Raw genomic sequence first — 21,447 nt, 5'->3', positions numbered from 1 at the left:
AAGGGTGTCAAAGTTCATGCAGAACTTTATGCAACTAAGCCTAGTTATTGCCCGGCAAAAAATATCGGGCGGAAGTGGACTCGAGTTGTGGGCGAAGTCAGCCGCGAATGTAGGAAGTTGCCAGGTGCTTTTCAGCAGGCAAAAAAAGCCCCGCCAAATTGGCGGGGTTGAGGTACGAGCGTGGCGCTCGGAAATCGTCAAACGCGACAGGCCCTCCGGTGAAGGAGGGCCGGCCGGTGTTACAGCAGGATGGTGCGGATGTCCGCCAGCAGGTCGCTCAGACGCTTGGTGAAGCGTGCAGCAGCGGCGCCGTTGATCACACGGTGATCGTAGGACAGCGACAGCGGCAGCATCAGTTTCGGCTGGAAGGCTTTGCCGTCCCAGACTGGCTGGATGGTTGCCTTGGAAACACCGAGGATCGCCACTTCCGGCGCGTTGACGATCGGCGTGAAGCCGGTGCCGCCAATGTGGCCGAGGCTGGAAATGGTGAAGCAGGCGCCTTGCATGTCGTCAGCGGTGAGCTTCTTGTCGCGGGCCTTGGCGGCCAGCACAGCGGCTTCGGCTGCCAGTTGCAACAGGCTCTTTTGGTCGACGTTCTTGATGACCGGTACCAGCAGGCCATCCGGAGTGTCGACCGCGAAGCCGATGTTCACGTACTTCTTGCGGATGATCGCCTTGCCGCTTGGTGCCAGCGAACTGTTGAAGTCCGGCAGTTCCTTGAGCAGGTGCGCGCACGACTTGAGCAGCAGCGGCAGGATGGTCAGCTTGACGCCGGCCTTCTCTGCAACGGCTTTCTGCGCGATGCGGAACGCTTCCAGGTCGGTGATATCAGCCGAATCGAACTGAGTCACGTGCGGGATGTTCAACCAGCTACGGTGCAGGCTCGACGCGCCGATTTGCATCAGGCGAGTCATCGGCACTTCTTCGGTTTCGCCGAAGCGGCTGAAGTCCACGACCGGAATCGGCGGGATGCCCGCGCCGCCGGTAGCGCCAGCGGCAGCGGCCGGTGCTTCCTTGGCCTTCTGCATCATGGCTTTGACGTAAACCTGCACGTCTTCTTTGAGCACACGACCGTGCGGGCCGCTTGGGCTGACCGCGTTCAGCTCGACGCCGAATTCACGGGCCAGTTGGCGTACTGCCGGGCCGGCGTGAACCTTGGCGCCCGATTTGACCGGGGCAGCAGCCACCGGTGCGGCAGGCGCAGCAGCCGGAGCCGACGCAACAGGTGCAGCGGCCGCCGGAGCAGCAGCGGCAGGTGCTGGAGCAGCAGCAGGCGCAACGCCTTTGACTTTCAGCTTGAGGATCAGGTCGCCGGTACCGACTTCGTCATCCAGCTTGATGGAAACGCTTTCCACCACACCAGCGGCAGGCGATGGAATTTCCATGCTCGCCTTGTCGGATTCCAGGGTGATCAGCGACTGGTCGGCGGTGACGGTGTCGCCAGCCTTGACCAGCACTTCGATGATCTTGGCCTTGCCCGACGAACCGATGTCCGGGACATGAATGTCCTGGACAGTGTCGGCCACCGGAGCAGCCGGCGCCGCAGCGGCTGGCGCTGGAGCAGCGGCGGCCGGCGCAGCAGCCTGAGCCGGCGCGGCCGCAGCAGGGGCCGCAGCACCCGCCACTTTCAACGCCAGGATCAGGTCGCCAGTGCCGACTTCGTCGTTCAGCTTGACGCTGATGCTTTCGACCACGCCAGCGGCAGGCGATGGAATTTCCATGCTCGCCTTGTCGGATTCCAGGGTGATCAGCGATTGATCAGCCTCGACGGTGTCGCCGACCTTGACCTGGATCTCGATGATCTGGGCCTTGCCCGACGAGCCGATGTCCGGCACGTGAACTTGCTGAACGGAAGCAGCGGCCGGCGCGGCAGCAGGAGCAGCAGGCGCCGCAACCGGTGCAGCTTCAGCTTTGGCGGCCGGTGCAGCAGCGGCAGCGGCAGGCGCAGGGGCCGCAGCAGCGGCACCTTCGACTTCCAGCTCCAGCAGTTCGTCGCCTTCTTTCAGGCGATCGCCCAGCTTCACTTTCAAGGCTTTGACGATGCCGGCCTTGGGAGCAGGAATTTCCATGCTCGCCTTGTCCGATTCCAGCGTCAGGATGCTCTGGTCGGCTTCGACACGGTCGCCGACCTTCACAAAGAGTTCGATTACTTCACCTTCACCGCTGCCGATGTCAGGTACTCGAATGAGTTCGCTCACAGATTGTCTCCTCAGCAGTCCAGTGGGTTGCGTTTTTCCGGGTTGATCCCGAACTTGACGATGGCTTCAGCCACCACCTTAGGTTCGATATCACCACGGTCAGCCAAGGCTTCCAGGGCTGCCAACACCACGAAATGACGGTCGACTTCGAAGAAGTGACGCAGCTTCTTACGGCTGTCACTGCGGCCGAAACCATCGGTGCCCAGGACTTTGAATTCCTTGGACGGGACCCACTGACGAATTTGTTCAGCGAACAGCTTCATGTAGTCGGTAGACGCGATGACCGGACCTTTACGGCCGTTCAGGCACTCTTCGACGTAGCTCAGCTTAGGCTTTTGGCCTGGGTGCAGACGGTTGCTGCGCTCGACGGCCAGGCCGTCGCGACGCAGTTCGTTGAAGCTGGTAACGCTCCACACGTCAGCGCCGATGTTGAACTCTTCGCGCAGGATCTTCGCCGCTTCACGGACTTCACGCAGGATGGTGCCGGAGCCCATCAGCTGAACGTGGTGCGCCGCTTCGCGGGTGTCTTCCTCGAGCAGGTACATGCCCTTGATGATGCCTTCCTCGACACCGGCCGGCATGGCCGGCTGCTGGTAGGACTCGTTCATCACGGTGATGTAGTAGAAAACGTCCTGCTGCTCTTCGGTCATCTTCTTCATGCCGTCCTGGATGATCACCGCCAGCTCATAGCCGTAGGTTGGATCAAAGGTGCGGCAGTTCGGGATGGTGCCGGCCAGGATGTGGCTGTGACCATCTTCGTGTTGCAGTCCTTCGCCGTTCAGCGTGGTCCGGCCGGCGGTGCCGCCGATCAGGAAGCCACGGGTACGGCTGTCGCCAGCGGCCCAGGCGAGGTCGCCGATACGCTGGAAGCCGAACATCGAGTAGAAGATGTAGAACGGCAGCATTGGCTGGTTGTGGCTGGAGTACGAAGTACCGGCAGCGATGAAGGAGCTCATGGCGCCCGCTTCGTTGATGCCTTCTTCGAGGATCTGGCCCTTCTTGTCTTCGCGGTAGAACATCACCTGGTCTTTATCGACTGGCTCGTAGAGCTGGCCGACGGACGAGTAGATGCCCAACTGACGGAACATGCCTTCCATACCGAAGGTACGGGCTTCGTCCGGGATGATCGGCACGATGCGCGGACCGATTTCCTTGTCCTTGACCAGTTGCGCCAGGATGCGCACGAACGCCATGGTGGTGGAAATTTCACGGTCGCCCGAGCCGTCGAGGATGGCCTTGAGGGTATCGAGCGACGGGGTCGGCACGCTGAAGCTTTCGGCGCGACGCTGTGGCACGAAACCGCCCAGTGCAGTGCGGCGCTCGCTCAGGTAGCGGGCTTCGGCGCTGTTTGGCTCTGGCTTGAAGAACGGCAGGTTCTCCAGCTCTTCGTCTTTGACCGGGATGTCGAAACGATCGCGGAACAACTTCAGGCTGTCGACATCGACTTTCTTGGTGTTGTGCGCGGTGTTTTTCGCTTCGCCGGCACCGGTGCCATAACCTTTGATGGTCTTGGCCAGGATGACGGTCGGTTGTTCTTTGTGGTTGACCGCTTCGTGGTACGCCGCGTAGACCTTGTACGGGTCGTGGCCGCCACGGTTGAGTTTCCAGATCTCGTCGTCGGACAAGTCTGCAACCATCGCCTTGAGTTCCGGCGAGTTGAAGAAGTGTTCACGTACGAACGCGCCGTCTTTGGCTTTGTAGTTCTGGTACTCGCCGTCGATGACTTCGTCCATGCGACGTTGCAGGATGCCGTCGACGTCTTTGGCCAGCAGTGGGTCCCAGAAACGGCCCCAGATGACTTTGGTCACGTTCCACTGAGCACCGCGGAACACGCCTTCGAGTTCCTGGATGATCTTGCCGTTGCCGCGAACCGGGCCGTCGAGGCGCTGCAGGTTGCAGTTGATGACGAAGATCAGGTTGTCGAGCTTCTCGCGGCCAGCCAGGGAGATGGCGCCCAGGGATTCCGGCTCGTCACACTCGCCGTCGCCCAGGAAGCACCAGACTTTCTGCTTGCCTTCCGGAATGAAGCCGCGGGCTTCCAGGTACTTCATGAAGCGTGCCTGGTAGATCGCCTGGATCGGGCCAAGGCCCATCGATACAGTCGGGAACTGCCAGAAATCAGGCATCAGCCAAGGGTGCGGATAGGACGAAAGGCCCTGGCCGTCGACTTCCTGGCGGAAGTTGTTCATTTGTTCTTCGGTGATGCGACCTTCCATGAACGCACGGGCGTAAACGCCTGGCGAGGTGTGGCCCTGGAAGTAGATCAGGTCGCCGCCGTGTTCGTCGGTCGGGGCCTGGAAGAAGTAGTTGAAGCCGATGTCATACAGGGTGGCGCTGGAGGCGAAGCTGGAGATGTGACCGCCCAGGTCCGAATCTTTCAGGTTCGTACGCATCACCATGGCCATCGCGTTCCAGCGAACCAGCGAGCGAATGCGGCGTTCCATGAACAGGTCGCCAGGCATGCGTGCTTCGTGGGTCACAGGAATGGTGTTGCGGTATGGCGTAGTGATGGCGTAAGGCAGTTGCGAACCGCTACGGGTCGCCAATTCGCCCATACGGGTCATCAGATAATGAGCGCGGTCTTCGCCTTCTTTGTCGAGAACCGATTCCAGGGCGTCCAGCCATTCCTGGGTTTCGACGGGATCGAGGTCTTGCATGGCTTGCTCCAGGGCGGAAAGGCTTCCAGAATCGGTTGCCTGAGTTTGCGACTGGCCTTGTGGGCAGACGATATAAATTCTTGGATTGCCGAGAGGTTGTTCCGGCGGCGTGTAGTTTTACTACAAATCAACGGGCATTTCAGCCTTTCGAATGTATAGACGAGTAGTAAAACTACAGATGAATGGCTTGTGGCCTCCGGCTGCGTTGTGAGAATAATCGTTAAGGTTGGTCTTTTGCCAACCAGAAAAGGTGAAAGCTTGATGTTGGCTGCCAAAATAAAAGAAATTTCAGCTATTTCTAACCTTTGTTCGACAGTCGGTCACGTAGCGGGTTTTCAAGAATCACTACATGCAGCCCTTCACACGCCGATCAAGGATAGACCATGACCCTGCCTTCGCTTGCCGAACTGCCCGCCATTCTCCAGCCGTTGGTCACCCGCGCCGAGCAGTCGTTGCGCGCCGCTGTGGCCTTATTAGAAGACGACCATGGCCTGTCCACCTGGACGCCGGAACGCTGGGCGCAATTCGCCCGGGTCAGCGCCGCCAGCGACTTCGTGATTGAACAGAGTGTTCGTGACCCTTTGATGTTGCTGGGGCTGGTGCAGTCTGGCGAACTCGATCGCCGCTTCGCGCCGGGCGAACTGTGTGGCCAGATTGCGGCAGCGGTGAATGCCGCTGAAACCGAAGACGAACTCGGCCGCGCCCTGCGCCGCCAGCGCACCCGCCAGCAAGTGCGGATCATCTGGCGCGACCTGACCCGCCAGGCCGATCTGGTCCAGACCTGCCGCGACCTCTCGGACATGGCCGATGCCAGCATCGATCAGGCCTATCAGTGGTTGTACGCGCGGCACTGCCAGCAGTTCGGCGTGCCCACCGGCCGGCGCAGCGGCGAGCCGCAGCAAATGGTCATCCTCGGCATGGGCAAGCTCGGCGCGGTGGAGCTGAATCTGTCCTCCGACATCGACCTGATCTTCGCTTACCCCGAGGGCGGCGAAACCGTGGGCGTGAAGCGCTCGCTGGATAACCAGGAATTTTTCATCCGCCTCGGCCAGCGCCTGATCAAGGCCCTGGACCCGATGACCGTCGACGGTTTTGTGTTCCGCGTCGATATGCGCCTGCGCCCATATGGTTCGGCCGGTGCGCTGGTCTTGAGCTTCAACGCGCTCGAACAGTATTACCAGGACCAGGGCCGCGACTGGGAACGCTACGCGATGATCAAGTCGCGGGTGGTGGCGGGCGATCAAGTGGCCGGCGCACAACTGCAAGAAATGCTGCGCCCGTTCGTTTACCGGCGTTATCTGGACTTCTCCGCCATCGAAGCGCTGCGCACCATGAAGCAGTTGATCCAGCAGGAAGTGCGGCGCAAAGGCATGGCCGACAACATCAAGCTCGGCTCCGGCGGCATTCGTGAAGTCGAGTTCATCGCCCAGGCGTTCCAGTTGATCCACGGCGGTCGCGACCTGAGCCTGCAACAACGCCCCCTATTAAAAGTACTGAGCACCCTGGAAGGGCAGGGTTACCTGCCAGAACCGGTGATCAGCGAGTTGCGCAACGGCTACGAATTCTTGCGGTACACCGAGCACGCGATCCAGGCGATTGCCGACCGTCAGACTCAAATGCTGCCGGACGGCGCTCAGGATCAGGCGCGCATTGCTTTTATGCTCGGTTTTGCCGATTGGGACGCGTTCCATGAGCGGCTGATGTATTGGCGTGGCCGCGTGGCGTGGCACTTCGCGCAGGTGATTGCCGATCCGGATGAAGAGGAGGGCGCCGAGGCCGAGGTGGTGGTGGGCGGTGAATGGCTGCCGTTGTGGGAAGAGTCCCAGAACGAAGAGGCCGCCTGCCGGCAGTTGCAGGACGGCGGTTTTGTCGATGCCAGCAAGGCGTTGAAAGCCTTGGCCGGTTTGCGCGGCAGTCCACAATTGCGCGCCATGCAACGCCTGGGGCGCGAACGCCTCGATGCCTTTATTCCGCGTTTGTTGGCGCAGGCCGTCGAGCATGCCAATCCCGATCTGGTATTGGAGCGGGTGCTGCCGCTGGTGGAAGCCGTGGCCCGGCGCTCGGCTTATTTAGTGTTGCTGACGGAAAACCCCGGCGCCCTGCGTCGATTGCTGACGTTATGCGCGGCGAGCCCATGGATTGCCGAGCAAATCACCCGTTTCCCGTTGCTGCTCGATGAGTTGCTCAATGAAGGCCGACTGTTCAAGCCGCCGCTGGCGCCGGAATTGGCCGCCGAGTTGCGCGAGCGCCTGACCCGAATCCCCGAGGATGATCTCGAACAACAGATGGAAGCCTTGCGTCATTTCAAACTGGCGCACCGCTTGCGGGTGGCGGCGTCGGAAATCTCCGGCAGCTTGCCGTTGATGAAGGTCAGCGATTACCTGACCTGGCTCGCCGAGGCAATCCTCGAACAAGTGCTGGCCCTGGCCTGGCGCCAAACGGTCGCCAAGTACGGCAACCCGATGCGCACCGACGGCACTTTGTGCGATCCCGGCTTCGTGATTGTCGGTTATGGGAAGGTCGGCGGCCTGGAATTGGGGCATGGTTCGGACCTGGACCTGGTGTTTATCCACGACGGCGATCCGCAAGCGGAAACCGACGGGGCGAAACCCATCGACGGCGCGCAGTTTTTTACCCGGTTGGGGCAGCGGATCATTCACTTGCTCACGGCGCAGACCAATTCCGGCCAATTGTATGAAGTGGACATGCGTCTGCGGCCGTCCGGTGCGTCCGGGTTGCTGGTGAGTTCCCTCGGGGCATTTGCTCGCTATCAGGAAAACGAAGCCTGGACCTGGGAACATCAGGCGTTGGTGCGGGCGCGGGTGTTGGTGGGCAGCCAGGATGTCGGCCAGGCGTTCGAGAAGGTGCGCGCGGCGATTTTGGGCAAGGCCCGGGATTTGCCGACCTTGCGCCAGGAGGTCAGCGAGATGCGCGCCAAGATGCGCGATAACCTCGGCAGCAAGAGCACCGCCGCCGGCACCGGGGCGAATGCCTTCGAGGCCACGGCGCCGTTCGATCTCAAGCAGGACGCCGGAGGTATCGTCGATATTGAATTTATGGTGCAATACGCGGCCCTGGCGTGGTCCGAGCAGCATCCGTCATTGCTGCGCTGGACCGATAACATCCGCATTCTGGAAGAGCTGGAAAAGGCCGGGCTGATGCCCGTCGAAGACGCCAGCCTGTTGCGCGAGGCCTATAAAGCCTATCGCTCCGCCGCTCACCGGCAGGCCTTGCAGAAGGAGGCCGGAGTGATACCGGGCGATCAGTTCGCGGACGAACGGCGGCAGGTGTTGCGGATCTGGAAAGAGTTGGGGTTAAGCTGAAACCGGATAGTTGAAACACCCAATACCCCAATGTGGGAGCGGGCTTGCTCGCGAAAGCGGAGTATCAGTCGACATCGATGCTGGATGTGCCGGCCCCTTCGCGAGCAAGCCCGCTCCCACAATAGATCTGCAGTGTTTGTAGAATTCTCGAGGCGGGGAGGCGTATGCCTCCCCGGTTCGTTTTTGGAAACCACATGAAAATTCTGATCGTTGGGCCCAGTTGGGTCGGTGACATGGTGATGGCGCAGACACTGTTTCAGTGTCTCAAGCAGCGCCACCCGCAATGCGAAATCGACGTGCTGGCCCCCGAGTGGAGCCGGCCGATCCTTGAGCGCATGCCCGAAGTGCGTCAGGCCTTGAGCTTTCCGCTCGGCCACGGCGCGCTTGAGTTGGCGACCCGTCGGCGCATCGGCAAATCCCTGGCCGGCCAGTACGACCAGGCGATCCTGCTGCCCAATTCCCTGAAATCGGCACTGGTGCCGTTTTTCGCCGGCATCCCGAAACGCACGGGCTGGCGTGGCGAGTTCCGCTATGGCCTGCTCAACGACGTGCGGACCCTGGATAAAGAACGTTATCCGCTGATGATCGAGCGCTTCATGGCCCTGGCCTACGAACCAGGCGCCGAGCTGCCGAAGCCTTATCCACGCCCGAGCCTGCAAATCGACCCGGTGACCCGCGAAGCGGCGCTGGCCAAGTTTGGCCTGGCCCTGGATCGCCCGGTCTTGGCCCTGTGCCCCGGTGCCGAGTTTGGCGAGTCAAAGCGCTGGCCGTCGGAGCATTACGCCAAGGTCGCCGAAGCGAAGATTCGCGAAGGCTGGCAGGTCTGGCTGTTCGGTTCGAAAAACGATCACGCCGTTGGCGAAGACATTCGCGCGCGGCTGATTCCCGGTTTGCGTGAAGAGTCGGTGAACCTCAGCGGCGGCACCTCGCTGGCTGAAGCCATCGACCTGATGTCCTGCGCCGACGCCGTGGTCTCCAACGATTCCGGCCTGATGCACGTAGCCGCTGCGCTGAACCGTCCACTGGTCGCCGTCTACGGCTCGACCTCGCCGGGCTTCACTCCGCCGTTGGCCGAACACGTCGAAATCGTGCGCCTGGGCCTCGATTGCAGCCCGTGCTTTGATCGCACGTGCCGCTTCGGTCATTACAACTGCTTGCGTCAACTGATGCCGCAACCGGTGAACGAAGCCTTGCAGCGGTTGCAGGGCACTGTGGTCGAGGTCAATTAGTTTGCGGGTACTGTTGATCAAGACGTCTTCGCTGGGTGACGTGATTCACGCGTTGCCAGCGTTGACCGACGCGGCGCGGGCGATCCCCGGCATCACGTTCGACTGGGTCGTGGAAGAAGGCTTTGCCGAGATTCCGACGTGGCACCCGGCCGTGGGCAAGGTGATCCCGGTGGCGATCCGTCGCTGGCGCAAAAATATCTGGCAGACCATCAAAAGTGGCGAGTGGAAGCGCTTCAAGCAAAGCGTTCGCGCCACCCAATATGATCTGGTAATCGACGCCCAAGGCTTGCTGAAAAGCGCTTGGCTGACGCGCTACATCAAGGCGCCGGTCGCGGGGCTCGACAAGGATTCGGCCCGCGAGCCGATGGCCGCCCGTTTCTACTCCCGACGCCTGGCCGTGGGCCGTGGGCAGCACGCCGTTGAGCGCGTGCGTCAGTTGTTCGCCTTGGCCTTGGGCTATGACTTGCCCAAAGGCCTGGGCGATTACGGTTTGAACGTCGAGCGCATGGTGGAACTGCCGCGCAAGAATCCGTACGTGCTGTTCCTCCACGGCACCACGTGGGACACCAAGCACTGGCCGGAAGCTTACTGGCGTGAGCTGACCGAGCGCGTCGGCCACCTCGGCGTCGCGGTGAAACTGCCGTGGGGCAACCCGATCGAGAAGGCCCGGGCCGAGCGCATCGCCGCCGGTTTCCGGCATGCGGAAGTGTTGCCGAAACTGAATCTGGCCGGCGTCGGCAAAGTCCTGGCCGGGGCGCAAGCCTGCGTGGCCGTGGACACCGGCCTCGGCCACTTGGCCGCCGCGCTGGACGTGCCGACCCTGTCGCTGTTCGGCCCGACCAACCCGGGCCTGACCGGCGCTTACGGCAAGGCGCAGATTCACATCGCCAGCGACTTCCCGTGCGCGCCGTGCCTGCAAAAGAAATGCACCTATCAACCGACGGCCGAAGACGCCCGTCAGTTTGACCTTAAACGCGAGTGGCCCCTGTGCTTCACGCGTCTGAATCCCCAGCGTGTCGCCAGCCGACTGAGCACGTTGTTACTGGCTGAGGAGCTGCGCTGATGCAATTGGCTTTTGTCCTTTATAAATATTTCCCGTTTGGCGGTTTGCAGCGCGATTTCATGCGCATTGCCCTGGAGTGTCAGCAGCGCGGGCATCAGATTCGCGTCTACACGCTGATCTGGGAAGGTGACGTGCCGCCGGGGTTTGAAGTGCTGGTGGCGCCGGTCAAGGCGTTCTTCAACCATCGGCGCAACGAAAAACTCACGGAATGGATGGAGGCCGACTTGGCCAAGCGTCCGGTGGATCGCCTGATCGGCTTCAATAAAATGCCCGGCCTGGACGTCTACTACGCCGCCGACGGCTGCTTCGAAGACAAGGCGCAGAACCTGCGCAACTCGCTGTACCGGCGCTGGGGCCGCTACCGGCACTTCGCCGAGTACGAGCGCGCGGTGTTTGCCAAGGACGCCAAGACCGAAGTGCTGATGATTTCCGAAGTCCAGCAGCCGCTGTTCATCAAGCATTACGACACGCCGCTGGAACGCTTCCATCTGCTGCCACCGGGCATCTCCCAGGACCGTCGTGCGCCGGCGAATGCCGCCGAAATTCGCGCCGAGTTCCGCCAGGAATTCAACCTCAAGGACGACGATTTGCTGCTGGTGCAAATCGGCTCCGGGTTCAAGACCAAGGGTGTGGATCGCAGCCTCAAAGCCGTGGCGGCACTGCCCGCTGATCTGAAGAAACGCACCCGGCTGTTTGTAATTGGCCAGGACGACCCCAAATTGTTCCAGATGCAGAGCGCTACGCTGGGGCTCGGCGACAACGTGACGTTCCTCAAGGGGCGCAGCGATATCCCGCGTTTCCTGCTGGGCGCCGACCTGTTGATCCACCCGGCGTACAACGAAAACACCGGGACGGTCTTGCTTGAAGCCCTGGTGGCCGGGTTGCCGGTGCTGGTGAGCGCAGTGTGCGGTTACGCCCATTACATCGCCGAGGCCGACGCCGGCCGGGTGCTGGACGAACCGTTCGATCAGGCGCAGCTCGCGCAGTACCTGACCGACATGTTGAATGACGCTCAAGCACGGGCGGCCTGGGGCCGCAACGGTCTGGCCTTCGCTGAGACGGCCGACCTCTACAGCATGCCGCAGCACGCGGCCGATGTGATTCTGGCGGAGCACGCTTAATGAAGTTGATGCTGGCTGAACCGTTCAAAAGCCTCTGGGCCGGACGCGACCCGTTCGCCGAAGTCGAGGGCTTGCAGGGCGAGGTGTACCGCGAGCTCGAAGCGCGCCGGACCCTGCGCACTGAAGTGGACGGCAACGGGTTTTTCGTGAAAATTCACCGGGGCATCGGCTGGGGCGAGATCTTCAAGAACCTGCTCACCGCCAAGCTGCCGGTACTCGGCGCGGGCCAGGAGTGGAAAGCCATTCAGCGCCTGCAAGAGGTCGGCGTGCCAACCATGACCGCCGTCGCGTACGGCGAGAAGGGCAGCAACCCGGCGGATCAACATTCGTTCATCGTCACCGAAGAACTGGCGCCGACCGTCAGCCTCGAAGACTTCAGCATCGATTGGGTCAAGAACCCGCCGCAGCCTAAGCTCAAGCGCGCGCTGATCGCCGAAGTCGCACGCATGACCGGCATGATGCACCGCGCCGGGGTCAACCACCGCGACTGCTACATCTGTCACTTTCTGCTGCATACCGATAAACCGGTGAGCGCCGACGACTTCAAACTCTCGGTGATCGACCTGCACCGCGCCCAGACCCGCCCGGCGATTACCCAGCGCTGGCGCAACAAGGATCTGGCGGCGCTGTACTTTTCGGCCCTGGACATCGGCCTGACCCAACGCGACAAACTGCGTTTCCTCAAGGGCTACTTCCAGCAGCCGTTGCGCCAGATTCTGGCCGAGGAAGCGGCGTTGCTCGCCTGGCTCGAAGGCAAGGCCAACAAACTCTATGACCGTAAACAGCGATACGGGGATGCGCTCTGATGTCGGGTTGGAAACTGGAACCCGCTTACAGCGAGTTGGCTGAAGATTTTGGTAGCCTCGAAGCCGTGTTCAACCTCAAGGGTGAGCGCCTGACCCGCGACCCGTTGTCCGAGGTCATTCGCGTCGAGCGCAATGGCGTCAATTATTACGTCAAGCGTTACGTCGGCGCCGGCAAAGGCCTGCGTCGTTATTTGGGCAAGCCTCGGGTGAAAGCCGAATGGCAAAACCTCAAGCGCTTCGCCAAGTGGGGCATCCCGACCGCCGAAGTGGTGGCCTGGGGCCTGGAACGGCGTGGCGCGGCTTACGACCGTGGGGCGATGATCACCCGCGAGTTGCCGCGCACCGAAGACTTGTCGGCGCTGGCGGATCGCAAAGACCCGAAACTGGCGGACCGCGCCTGGGTCGATCACGTCAGCCAGCAGTTGGCCGGTTACACCCGGACCATGCACGACAATCGCTTCACCCATAACGATTTGAAGTGGCGCAACCTGCTGATCGACGATCAAGCCAAGCTGTTCCTGATCGATTGCCCCAACGGCGATTTCTGGCGCGGTTTCTGGCTCAAATACCGGATCACCAAGGACCTGGCCTGCCTCGACAAAGTGGCCAAATATCACCTGTCGGCCACCCAGCGCCTGCGCTTCTACCTGCAATACCGCGGACGGACCCGGCTCAACGCGGCCGACAAAAAACGCATCCGGCATGTGGTGAGATTTTTCGAGGGACGCGAATGACTGATTTCCTGGCTGCTGAAGACCGTGCGCTGCTTGAGCGGCATGGCCTCGGCACTTTCGACGCGCTCTGGGCCAAGCAGCTCGAGGCGGTGGATGAACCCAACACCGCGCGCGGCGGCTGGAGCAGTGTGTTTCGGCTGGACCTGGAAGGTCAGGGGTTTTACCTCAAGCGCCAGAGCAACTACCTGACGCGCACCTTCCATGCGCCGTTCGGCGAGCCCAGTTTTGCCCGCGAGTTTCGCAACATCACCCGCTATCAAAAGATGGGCATCCCGGCGCTGCAAGCGGCGTTCTTCGGTGAGCGCAAGGTTGACGGCGAAGTCCGGGCGATTCTGCTGACCCGCGCCCTGGATGGTTGGGATGACCTGGATTCGCTGTTGCAGCGCTGGTCGGACCTGAGCGACGCGCAGCACTCGGCCATTCTGCAGGCCTGTGGGCAATTGGCGCGGCGCCTGCACGGCGTGCGTCAGGTGCACGGCTGCTTCTATCCCAAACACATTTTCTTGCAGGCCACCGGCGACGGTTACCAGGCGCAGTTGATCGACCTGGAAAAAACCCGGCCCTTGTTGTTCGGTCAGCGTGACCGGATCAAGGACCTGGAGCCGTTACTGCGCCGGGCGCCGGAATGGGACGAGGGCCAGTTGCGCGAGTTGCTGGCCAGCTATGTGGCTCAGCCCAGCGACAGTTCGTTGGTCGACGATTGGGTGTCGCGACTGACCGCGCGCCGCAGTCACAAGGAGACGCGTTGATGCGTTTGTCCGAGCTGAAAAACGCCGGTCGCAGCCCGCGCCTGCCGTTGAACATTCCCCTGGCCGATGCCGCCGGGCCTGCCGAGTTGCAACTGTTGAGCCTGCTGCGCGTATTGCCGGGCCAGCGTTACGTGGGCGCGGGTGTCTGGCGTGGCCGGCCGGTGCTGGCCAAGTTGCTGGTGGGCAGCAAAGCGGCGCGGCATTTCCAGCGTGAACGCGATGGCGTGCGTTTGCTCGCCGATCAAGGCCTGACCACGCCGCAACTGTTGGCGGATGGCTTGAAGGACGGCGAGGGCGGTTGGCTGCTTTTTGATTTTCTTGAAGGCGCCGAAAGCCTCGGCGATACCTGGAAGCAGGTCGAGAATTTACCGGTGCTGTCCGATGGGCAAGGGGCCGTATTGGCTGAGGCGTTGGGGGCTATCGGCCAAATGCATCGCAAGGGGCTGTGGCAGGAAGACCTGCACCTGGACAACCTGTTGCGCCAGCGTGGCCGGTTGTACCTGATCGATGGCGCCGGGATCTGTGCAGAAACCCCTGGCCAACCGCTGTCGCGACAGAAAGTCCTGGAAAACCTCGGGGTGTTTTTCGCCCAGTTGCCCAAGTCGATGGAGCCCTTCATCGAAGAGTTGCTGGTCTACTACCTCCTGAGCAACGGCGAACACGCCTTGCCGATGGAAGCCTTGCAGAAGCAGATCAGCAAGGTCCGCAGTTGGCGTTTGAAGGACTTCCTGATCAAGTGTGGCCGTGAATGCACGCTGTTCAGTGTTAGGCGCGGGGCGTTCGGCTTGCGGGCGATTCGCCGTGAGGAAGAAGTGGCGATGTTGCCGGTGCTGGAGCAGGCCGATGCCTTGCTCGATCAGGGGCACCTGTACAAGACCGGCGGCGCGGCGAGCGTCGGCAAGGTCGAAGTGGCCGGGCGTCCGCTGGTGATCAAGCGTTACAACATCAAGGGCTTTGCCCATTGGCTCAAGCGCTTCTGGCGCCCGAGCCGTGCGTGGCATTCCTGGCGCGAAGGCAATCGATTGGTGTTCCTCGGCATCGCCACGCCCAAACCGCTGGCCGTGCTGGAGACGCGTTTTCTCTGGTTGCGCAGCCGGGCTTATCTGGTGACGGAATACCTGGCGGGGCCGGACATCATCGAGCGGTTTGCGCCGTTCGTTGAGAGTGGCGAGGCACCGGAAGCTGAATTGCTGGCGCTGGATCACCTGTTCGCCGAATTGATTCGCGAGCGTATCAGCCATGGGGATTTCAAGGGCCATAACCTGTTCTGGCAGCAGGATCGCTGGGCGCTGATTGACCTGGATTCGATGTGCCAGCACGGCTCGGCGGGCAGCTTTGCCCCGGCCTACGCGCGGGATCGGGCGCGGTTTATGCGCAACTGGCCTGAGAGCAGCGCGTTGTATCGGGTGATTGATCAACGGTTGCCCAAAGACATCTCCAGCGCGGCCTGAATCGGGCCTTCGGCCCTATCGCGAGCAAGCTCGCTCCCACAGTGGATTTGCGGCGGACACAAAAATGTGTGCGCAACACAAGACTATTGTGGGCGCGAGCTTGCTCGCGATGAGGTCCTGCCATCCAACACAAAAATCCCCGGCCTGTCATCGGAGGACACGTTCTTACGAACCGTCCTACACGATCCACAGACCCCATGAACTGTGCGCCGAATAACCCCGATGCTAGTTTGCCTGACGTATTCCGAAGGCAAATCTGATGATCAAAATGGCGGTTTTACTCAGCGCGTGTTCACTGACCTTATCCGGCTGCGGCACGGCGGTGACCGTCCTTCAGGACGATGCCGATGCAGCCCGTAGTCTTAGAAAACAAAAAACCTACTGCCAATCCATCCCGCGCATCTACAGCGGTCTGGCCTACGACTTCTGCGTATTGAACGCACCGCCCGACCCCACCGGGTTTCTGGTGCCGCTGGTCTTGCTGGACTTGAGCCTGTCGGGTGTTCTGGACACGGTGGTCTTGCCGTATACGATCTATCGGCAGAGTGCTGACGGTAATATTTCGATTTATTGGCGGGCAGGGCGTGGGTAACAAGGCGGGAAGGATAGTTGGGTCTGAATTTCCCAATCCTCAGAAAGCGAAAAGCCCCGATGAACTCACCGAGGCCTTAACGCCGACCGGGATCTCCCAGTCCATTTGCGCCAAAGCCTGCGTCGCGGCCCTTTTACTGTCAACGCGCGACCCCGCCTCTTCCTGCTAGAGGCTTGCCGGCGCTTTTAAGCTATAATCCCGCCCTTTAGCTGTCTCTCGCCCCTTGCGAGGGCACATTAATTTTTGAGGCGCATGTCGCCTGAATGCAGACTAAAGAGGCTAGACCCCTGTGGCATTGACGATTCTTGGCCTGTCCGGCGCCCTTAGCCATGATCCTTCCGCAGCCTTGTACATCGACGGCAAGCTGGTCGCGGCGGCTGAGGAAGAGCGCTTCGTACGCGATAAACATGCAAAGAACCGCATGCCCTACGAATCGGCGAAGTTCTGCCTCGAACAGGCAGGCATCAAGCCTTCCGACGTTGACGTGGTAGCGATTCCTTTCGCGCCGATCAGCCTGTTCGGCAAGGCGCGCTGGCACTATGCCAAGCGTTACTGGTACGCCCCGGACCGCGCCCTCGACGCGATCCTGATGGGCAACCGTCGCTACAAGCGCTATCGCAACAAGATCGTGTTCTGCCTTGAACAACTGGGTTTCGACCCGAAGAAAATCAAGATCGAGCCGGTCGAGCACCACTTGGCCCACGCTTCCAGCGCTTATCACTGCTCCGGTTTCAAAGAGAAAACCGCGATCCTCGGGATCGATGGCAAAGGTGAGTACGCCACGACCTTCTTCGGTTACGGCGAAAACGGCAAGATCCACAAGATCAAGGAATTCTTCGATCCGGACTCCCTCGGCGGCCTGTATGGCGCGATTACCGAGTTCCTCGGTTTCGAGATGCTCGACGGCGAGTTCAAGGTCATGGGCATGGCGCCGTACGGCGACCCGAGCAAATACGATTTCTCGCGCCTGGCCTCGTTTGAAAACGGCGAACTGGTGATCAACACCGACTACGCCAACGTCATCGGCCTGCGTCGCTACAAAGAGAAGGGCAAAGGTTTCTACTTCTCGCCGAAGCTGATCGAGTGGCTGGGTCCGAAGCGCGAAGGCGACATCGCCGACGAGCCGTACATCCACTACGCCGCCAGCATGCAAGCGCTGTTCGAAAAGATCTCGCTGCAGATGATCGACCACTACCTGGGCGACGTGCTCAAGGAAACCGGCAAACTGGCCTTCGCCGGTGGCTGTGCGTTGAACGTCAAGCTGAACCAGAAAATCATCGCTCGTGACGACGTCAAAGAGCTGTTCGTACAACCGGCGTCCGGCGATGCCGGCACGGCGGTCGGCGCGGCGGCTTATGTGTCCCACGCCCGTGGCGTACCGGTCGAGAAGATGGAACACGTCTACCTCGGCCCGTCGTACAGCAACGAAGACGTGATCGCCGCGTGCGCCCGCCACCCGAGCAAGCCGACCTGGCGCAAGCTCGAGAACATGCCGGAAAACATCGCCAAGATCATGGTCGATGGCAACCCGGTGGCCTGGTTCCAGGGTCGCATGGAGTTCGGTCCGCGTGCCTTGGGCGGTCGTTCGATCATCGGTTGCCCGAGTGCGACCGGCGTGGCTGACCGCATCAACCACCAGATCAAGTTCCGCGAGCGCTGGAGGCCTTTCTGCCCGTCGATGCTCGACACCGTGGCCCCGCAGATGATCAAGGTCGATCACCCGGCGCCGTTCATGACCTTCACTTTTGAAGTGGCGGAAGAGTGGAAGACCCGCGTGCCGGAAGTCGTCCACGAAGACGGCACGTCCCGGGCCCAGGTGCTCAAGCGCGAATACAACCCGCGCTACTACGACATGATGAAAGCGCTGGAAGTGTTGACCGGCAACGGCGTGTCGCTGAACACCTCGCTAAACCGTCGTGGCGAGCCGATGATTTGCTCACCGACTGACGCCCTGAACATGTTCTTTGGCTCCGACCTGCAATACCTGATCATGGAAGACATTCTGGTGGTCAAAGAAGGCGCGGACGCTTATGACACGCTCGGCTGAACGCCATGTGTTGCAGTTCTGTCACGGCTATGACGGGCCGTTCCTGGACTGCGCCCGGCAGTACGCCAGCCTGTTCGCGGGGACGGGGTATCGGGTGACCACGGTCTTTTTGACCGGGGCCGCCGATGCTGACGTCGCCGCGGGCTGCGCTTCCGATGAAGTGCTGTTCATGGAATACAGCTCCGAGGCCATTCGTGGCCTGAAGCTGGGCGCCATTAGCGATCTGCGCAAGATCGCCGCTTCGCGCAATTTCAGTTTCTGCATTGCCCATCGCTTCAAGCCGATCTACATCGCCTTGCTCGGCACTTCGCTGCCGGTGATTGGCGTGCATCACGCGTTTGGCGATTACAAACGCGGCACTCGCAAGTTGTTCGCGCAGATCTTCCGCAAGCGCTTGAGCCTGCTCGGCGTGTCCGATGCGGTGCGCGACGACATGCGCCAGTGCCTGCCGAAATGGCCGGCGGCGCGGATTCAGACGCTCTACAACCGCATTGATGTGCAAGCCATGCAAGTCAGCCAGGTATCGGCCCGCGAGGCCCGGGAAACCCTCGGCCTGGCGGCGGATGCCTGGGTGGTCGGCAACGTCGGGCGGCTGCACCCGGACAAGGATCAAGCCACGCTGCTGCACGGTTTTGCTGCGGCGTTGCCGGGTTTGCCGGGCAACAGCCAGTTGGTGATTCTCGGTTCCGGTCGCCTGGAACAAGACCTCAAGTCGTTGGCCCGTGAACTCGGGATCGGCGACCGCGTGCTGTTCCTCGGCCAGGTGCCGGACGCCCGACGTTATTTCCGGGCCTTCGATGTGTTCGCGTTGAGCTCCGATCACGAACCGTTCGGCATGGTGCTGCTCGAAGCCATGGCCGCCGGCGTGCCGTTGCTCGCCACCGCGTGCGGTGGGGCGAAGGAAGTGGTCGAAGGCGTGGGCATTCTGTTCCCGCTCGGCGATGCCGAACGTTTGGCGCAAGGGCTGCAGCATTTGGCCGCGATGGACGAGCAACAACGTCGCCAGTGTGCCGAGCTGATGCTCGATCGCTTGCGCGAGCGTTTCAGCGATCGCGCCGTGCGCGAGGCTTTCTGGCATTTGCCACACGTTACCGAACTGGCACAGAGGGGCTGATGCTCAACCGATTTCAAGGCTGGCGCGAACGAGGCTGGGCGTCGGTTGACGCCTCGACGTATGCCGAGGCCTGGCAGCGTTTCGGCGGCAGCGTCGCGACGCATCCATTGGTGGTCGAACGCCTGGCGCAGTTGGCCGAAATCCCGGTGCGTTACCTCGCCTGGGAGCAGGACGGCGAACTCAAAGCGGCGATTCCGACCTGGGGCCGCGACCTGGCCTTGTCCAAGGACGTGCTCAAGCGCAGCGGTAAAAAAGGCTTGTTCGACCTCGGCAACGCCGAGCTGATCCTGCCGGCCGCCGCCGATGCCCAGGCCCCTTTGCGGCATCGCGGGCGTTATCTGTCGGCGCTGAATGAAGGGCGTTTCACCGGCATCAAATTGCAGGCCGAGCAACTGGCCATGGCCCGAACCCCCGAAGAACTGTCGAAGAAGTTTCGCTACAACCAGCGCCGCGAACTGCGTTTGCTGGAAGAGGCGGGCGGGATGGTGCGGCCGGTTTCAGAGTTTTCCAGCCACGAACTGGCGGCGATCTACTGCGACCTGTTCCAGCGCCGCTGGGGTTTCCCGGCGACCGGCGCGGCACGCATGGGCGACGTGATCGAGTTGCTGCGCGACTTGCTGATTGGCTCGGTGATTTTCCTCAACGACGCACCCATTGCGATTCAACTGGTGTACCGCGTCGAAGCGCCGGAGTGGATCAGCGTCGAGTACATCAACGGCGGCGTCGACCCTGAAACCCGCGAGTTCAGCCCCGGCAGCGTGCTGAGTTTCCTCAACACCCAAAGCGCCTGGGAACAGGCGCGTGCCGTGGGCAAGCCGCTGCGGTTTTCCTTCGGTCGCGCCGACCGTGAATACAAGGACCGCTGGTGCAATCCTGTGCCGGTCTTCACCGTATGAGCCAACCCATGAGCCGCAAACAGCAACTGCTCAAGCGTCATCGTCGCAACAAGCGCATCGGCCTGCTGATTGCGCTGGGATTGTTGATTGTCGTGGGTGTGCTGGTGGCCTGGTGGTTGCCGCTGGTGCTCGCGGTTTTGGGCTGGATCGCGCACGAGGCGTGGTTCGCCGATCATTTGTTCTATTCGCCCAAAGACGATTATCAGTACAGTTTCCCGCCCTACACCCAGCGGCCCAAGGTTCATCTGGTGGGCGAGCATCTGCGCCTGGACGAAGGCGTGATGCTGGTTGATGACGCCACGCTGGTGTTGGCGCTGCGGGTGAAAAGCACTTGGTTGGGGCGCTTTTTCGATCCAGTGGTCGAGTTGGCCGGTGGCAACCATCCGGATCGGCAGACCTTCGAGCGCGGCGTCAATGGCCTGCGCTACCTGAACCTCAGCGGTCAGGCGCATGTTCTGTCCCAAGGGCAACTCAGGTTGCGCGGACGCTTCTGCAAGGTGTTCGGTGAGCCGGTGCTCTGGGTCTTCGAGCAGCCGGATTATCGCCGTCAGCGGGTGATGGTCATCGCGCCCCACGCCGACGACGCCGAACTGGCGGCTTACGGTTTGTACAGTCAGGCCAGTGAGGCCTGGATTGTCACCCTGACCGCCGGTGAAATCGAAGCCGAGCACTATCAGCAGTTCGGAATGAACAAGGTCGAGGCTGCGCGGCTCAAGGGCCGTTTGCGCGCCTGGGACAGCATTGCCGTACCGCGCTGGGCGGGCGTGCCTGAGGCGCATTGCGTGCAGTTGGGTTATTTCTGTCTGCAACTGGCGGCGATGAAAGCCGCGCCCACTCAGCCGATCGGTTCACGGGAAGCCGAATTGGGCGACACCCGGCTGTTCCGCCAGTTGAACCCGTTTACCCTGCCGGGTGACGTCGACGGCGCGCCGACCTGGAACAACCTGCTGGCGGACCTGCGCGAAGTGTTGCTGCGGGCGCGCCCGGAGGTGATCGTCCTGCCGCACCCGACACTCGATCCGCACCCCGACCATCTCTGCGCTCAAGAAGCCGTTCTTGAAGCGCTCAAAGGCCTCGACTGGCAACCCACGTTGCTCGGCTACGCCAACCACCTGCACGACAATGATCGCTGGCCGATGGGCGATGCCGGCCATGGCATCGCGCTGCCACCGGCGTTCGATTCGACCCTGGCGATGCAGCCGTGCTGCCTGCCGATGTCTATCGAGCAGCAACGCGACAAGGCCATGGCGCTGGGCATGATGCATGATCTGCAACCGCCCATGCCGTTCAAGCGACGTTTGCGCCGCTGGATACAGCGGCTGCTGGCTGGACGCATGCCGCCGGTTTACGGAGAGAATGAGTTCTTTCGCAAAGCCGTGAGGCGCCACGAATTGTTGTGGGTTTTGAAGCATAACGATACATCTGCACCGTAAAAATGAAGCATGACTCGGTTTAGCATGGCCGCAA

At 61.5% G+C, this 21,447-nt stretch carries 15 protein-coding genes; 13 read left to right on the top strand and 2 right to left on the bottom strand.

Annotated elements, in window-relative coordinates; genetic code table 11:
* Positions 1-239 precede the first annotated feature (239 nt).
* Together aceF and aceE are read right to left on the bottom strand one after the other, a co-directional pair.
* Positions 240-2,198 (bottom strand): dihydrolipoyllysine-residue acetyltransferase, encoded by a 1,959-nt coding sequence (gene aceF, locus V5E99_RS17630; RefSeq protein WP_499803585.1) that lies wholly within the window; start codon positions 2,196-2,198, stop codon positions 240-242.
* A gap of 11 nt (positions 2,199-2,209) precedes the next feature.
* Positions 2,210-4,855 carry a pyruvate dehydrogenase (acetyl-transferring), homodimeric type gene (gene aceE / locus V5E99_RS17625; RefSeq protein WP_499803584.1) on the bottom strand — a complete coding sequence of 882 codons (2,646 nt, stop codon included), beginning with the start codon at positions 4,853-4,855 and terminating at the stop codon, positions 2,210-2,212.
* 383 nt (positions 4,856-5,238) lie between these two features.
* Here aceE and glnE point away from each other — a divergent pair, with 383 nt between their 5' ends.
* The 13 genes from glnE (at position 5,239) to V5E99_RS17560 (ending at position 21,413) form a co-directional block, all read left to right on the top strand.
* Positions 5,239-8,178 carry a bifunctional [glutamate--ammonia ligase]-adenylyl-L-tyrosine phosphorylase/[glutamate--ammonia-ligase] adenylyltransferase gene (gene glnE / locus V5E99_RS17620; protein ID WP_499803583.1) on the top strand — a complete coding sequence of 980 codons (2,940 nt, stop codon included), beginning with the start codon at positions 5,239-5,241 and terminating at the stop codon, positions 8,176-8,178.
* Between the two features lie 194 nt (positions 8,179-8,372).
* Positions 8,373-9,407, top strand: a complete 1,035-nt coding sequence (gene waaF / locus V5E99_RS17615; RefSeq protein WP_499803582.1) for a lipopolysaccharide heptosyltransferase II — start codon at positions 8,373-8,375, stop codon at positions 9,405-9,407.
* A gap of 1 nt (position 9,408) precedes the next feature.
* The gene (waaC, locus tag V5E99_RS17610; protein ID WP_499803581.1) at positions 9,409-10,470 is read left to right on the top strand and encodes a lipopolysaccharide heptosyltransferase I; all 1,062 of its coding nucleotides are present in this window, start codon (positions 9,409-9,411) and stop codon (positions 10,468-10,470) included.
* Complete coding sequence (locus tag V5E99_RS17605; RefSeq protein ID WP_499803580.1) at positions 10,470-11,591, top strand: glycosyltransferase family 4 protein; 1,122 nt, start codon at positions 10,470-10,472, stop codon at positions 11,589-11,591. The genes waaC and V5E99_RS17605 overlap by 1 nt, the downstream gene beginning before the upstream one ends.
* Positions 11,591-12,397 (top strand): lipopolysaccharide core heptose(I) kinase RfaP, encoded by an 807-nt coding sequence (gene rfaP / locus V5E99_RS17600; RefSeq protein WP_499803579.1) that lies wholly within the window; start codon positions 11,591-11,593, stop codon positions 12,395-12,397. Before V5E99_RS17605 ends, rfaP begins: the two co-directional genes overlap by 1 nt.
* Entirely contained in the window at positions 12,397-13,131 is a 735-nt protein-coding gene (locus V5E99_RS17595) for a lipopolysaccharide kinase InaA family protein (protein ID WP_499803578.1), read from the top strand. The genes rfaP and V5E99_RS17595 overlap by 1 nt, the downstream gene beginning before the upstream one ends.
* On the top strand, positions 13,128-13,880 hold the full coding sequence (locus tag V5E99_RS17590; protein WP_499803577.1) for a lipopolysaccharide kinase InaA family protein: 753 nt from the start codon (positions 13,128-13,130) through the stop codon (positions 13,878-13,880). The genes V5E99_RS17595 and V5E99_RS17590 overlap by 4 nt, the downstream gene beginning before the upstream one ends.
* On the top strand, positions 13,880-15,331 hold the full coding sequence (locus V5E99_RS17585) for a lipopolysaccharide kinase InaA family protein (protein ID WP_499803576.1): 1,452 nt from the start codon (positions 13,880-13,882) through the stop codon (positions 15,329-15,331). The genes V5E99_RS17590 and V5E99_RS17585 overlap by 1 nt, the downstream gene beginning before the upstream one ends.
* 259 nt (positions 15,332-15,590) lie before the next feature.
* On the top strand, positions 15,591-15,923 hold the full coding sequence (locus V5E99_RS17580) for a YceK/YidQ family lipoprotein (RefSeq protein WP_499803575.1): 333 nt from the start codon (positions 15,591-15,593) through the stop codon (positions 15,921-15,923).
* A 289-nt stretch (positions 15,924-16,212) separates the two neighbouring features.
* Positions 16,213-17,970, top strand: coding sequence for a carbamoyltransferase family protein (locus V5E99_RS17575; protein WP_499803574.1), 1,758 nt, complete (start codon positions 16,213-16,215; stop codon positions 17,968-17,970).
* Entirely contained in the window at positions 17,954-19,084 is a 1,131-nt protein-coding gene (locus V5E99_RS17570) for a glycosyltransferase (protein WP_499803573.1), read from the top strand. The genes V5E99_RS17575 and V5E99_RS17570 overlap by 17 nt, the downstream gene beginning before the upstream one ends.
* Entirely contained in the window at positions 19,084-19,980 is an 897-nt protein-coding gene (locus V5E99_RS17565; protein ID WP_499803572.1) for an antimicrobial resistance protein Mig-14, read from the top strand. Before V5E99_RS17570 ends, V5E99_RS17565 begins: the two co-directional genes overlap by 1 nt.
* A gap of 8 nt (positions 19,981-19,988) precedes the next feature.
* Positions 19,989-21,413 (top strand): PIG-L deacetylase family protein, encoded by a 1,425-nt coding sequence (locus V5E99_RS17560; RefSeq protein ID WP_499803571.1) that lies wholly within the window; start codon positions 19,989-19,991, stop codon positions 21,411-21,413.
* Positions 21,414-21,447 lie beyond the last annotated feature (34 nt).

It is taken from the genome of Janthinobacterium sp. LPB2021202312-11-4, from assembly GCF_037049705.1.
Classification (GTDB): Bacteria; Pseudomonadota; Gammaproteobacteria; order Pseudomonadales; family Pseudomonadaceae; genus Aquipseudomonas.
The sequence above is the reverse complement of the archived record's forward strand: the minus strand, read 5'-3'. Positions and strand labels throughout refer to the sequence as shown.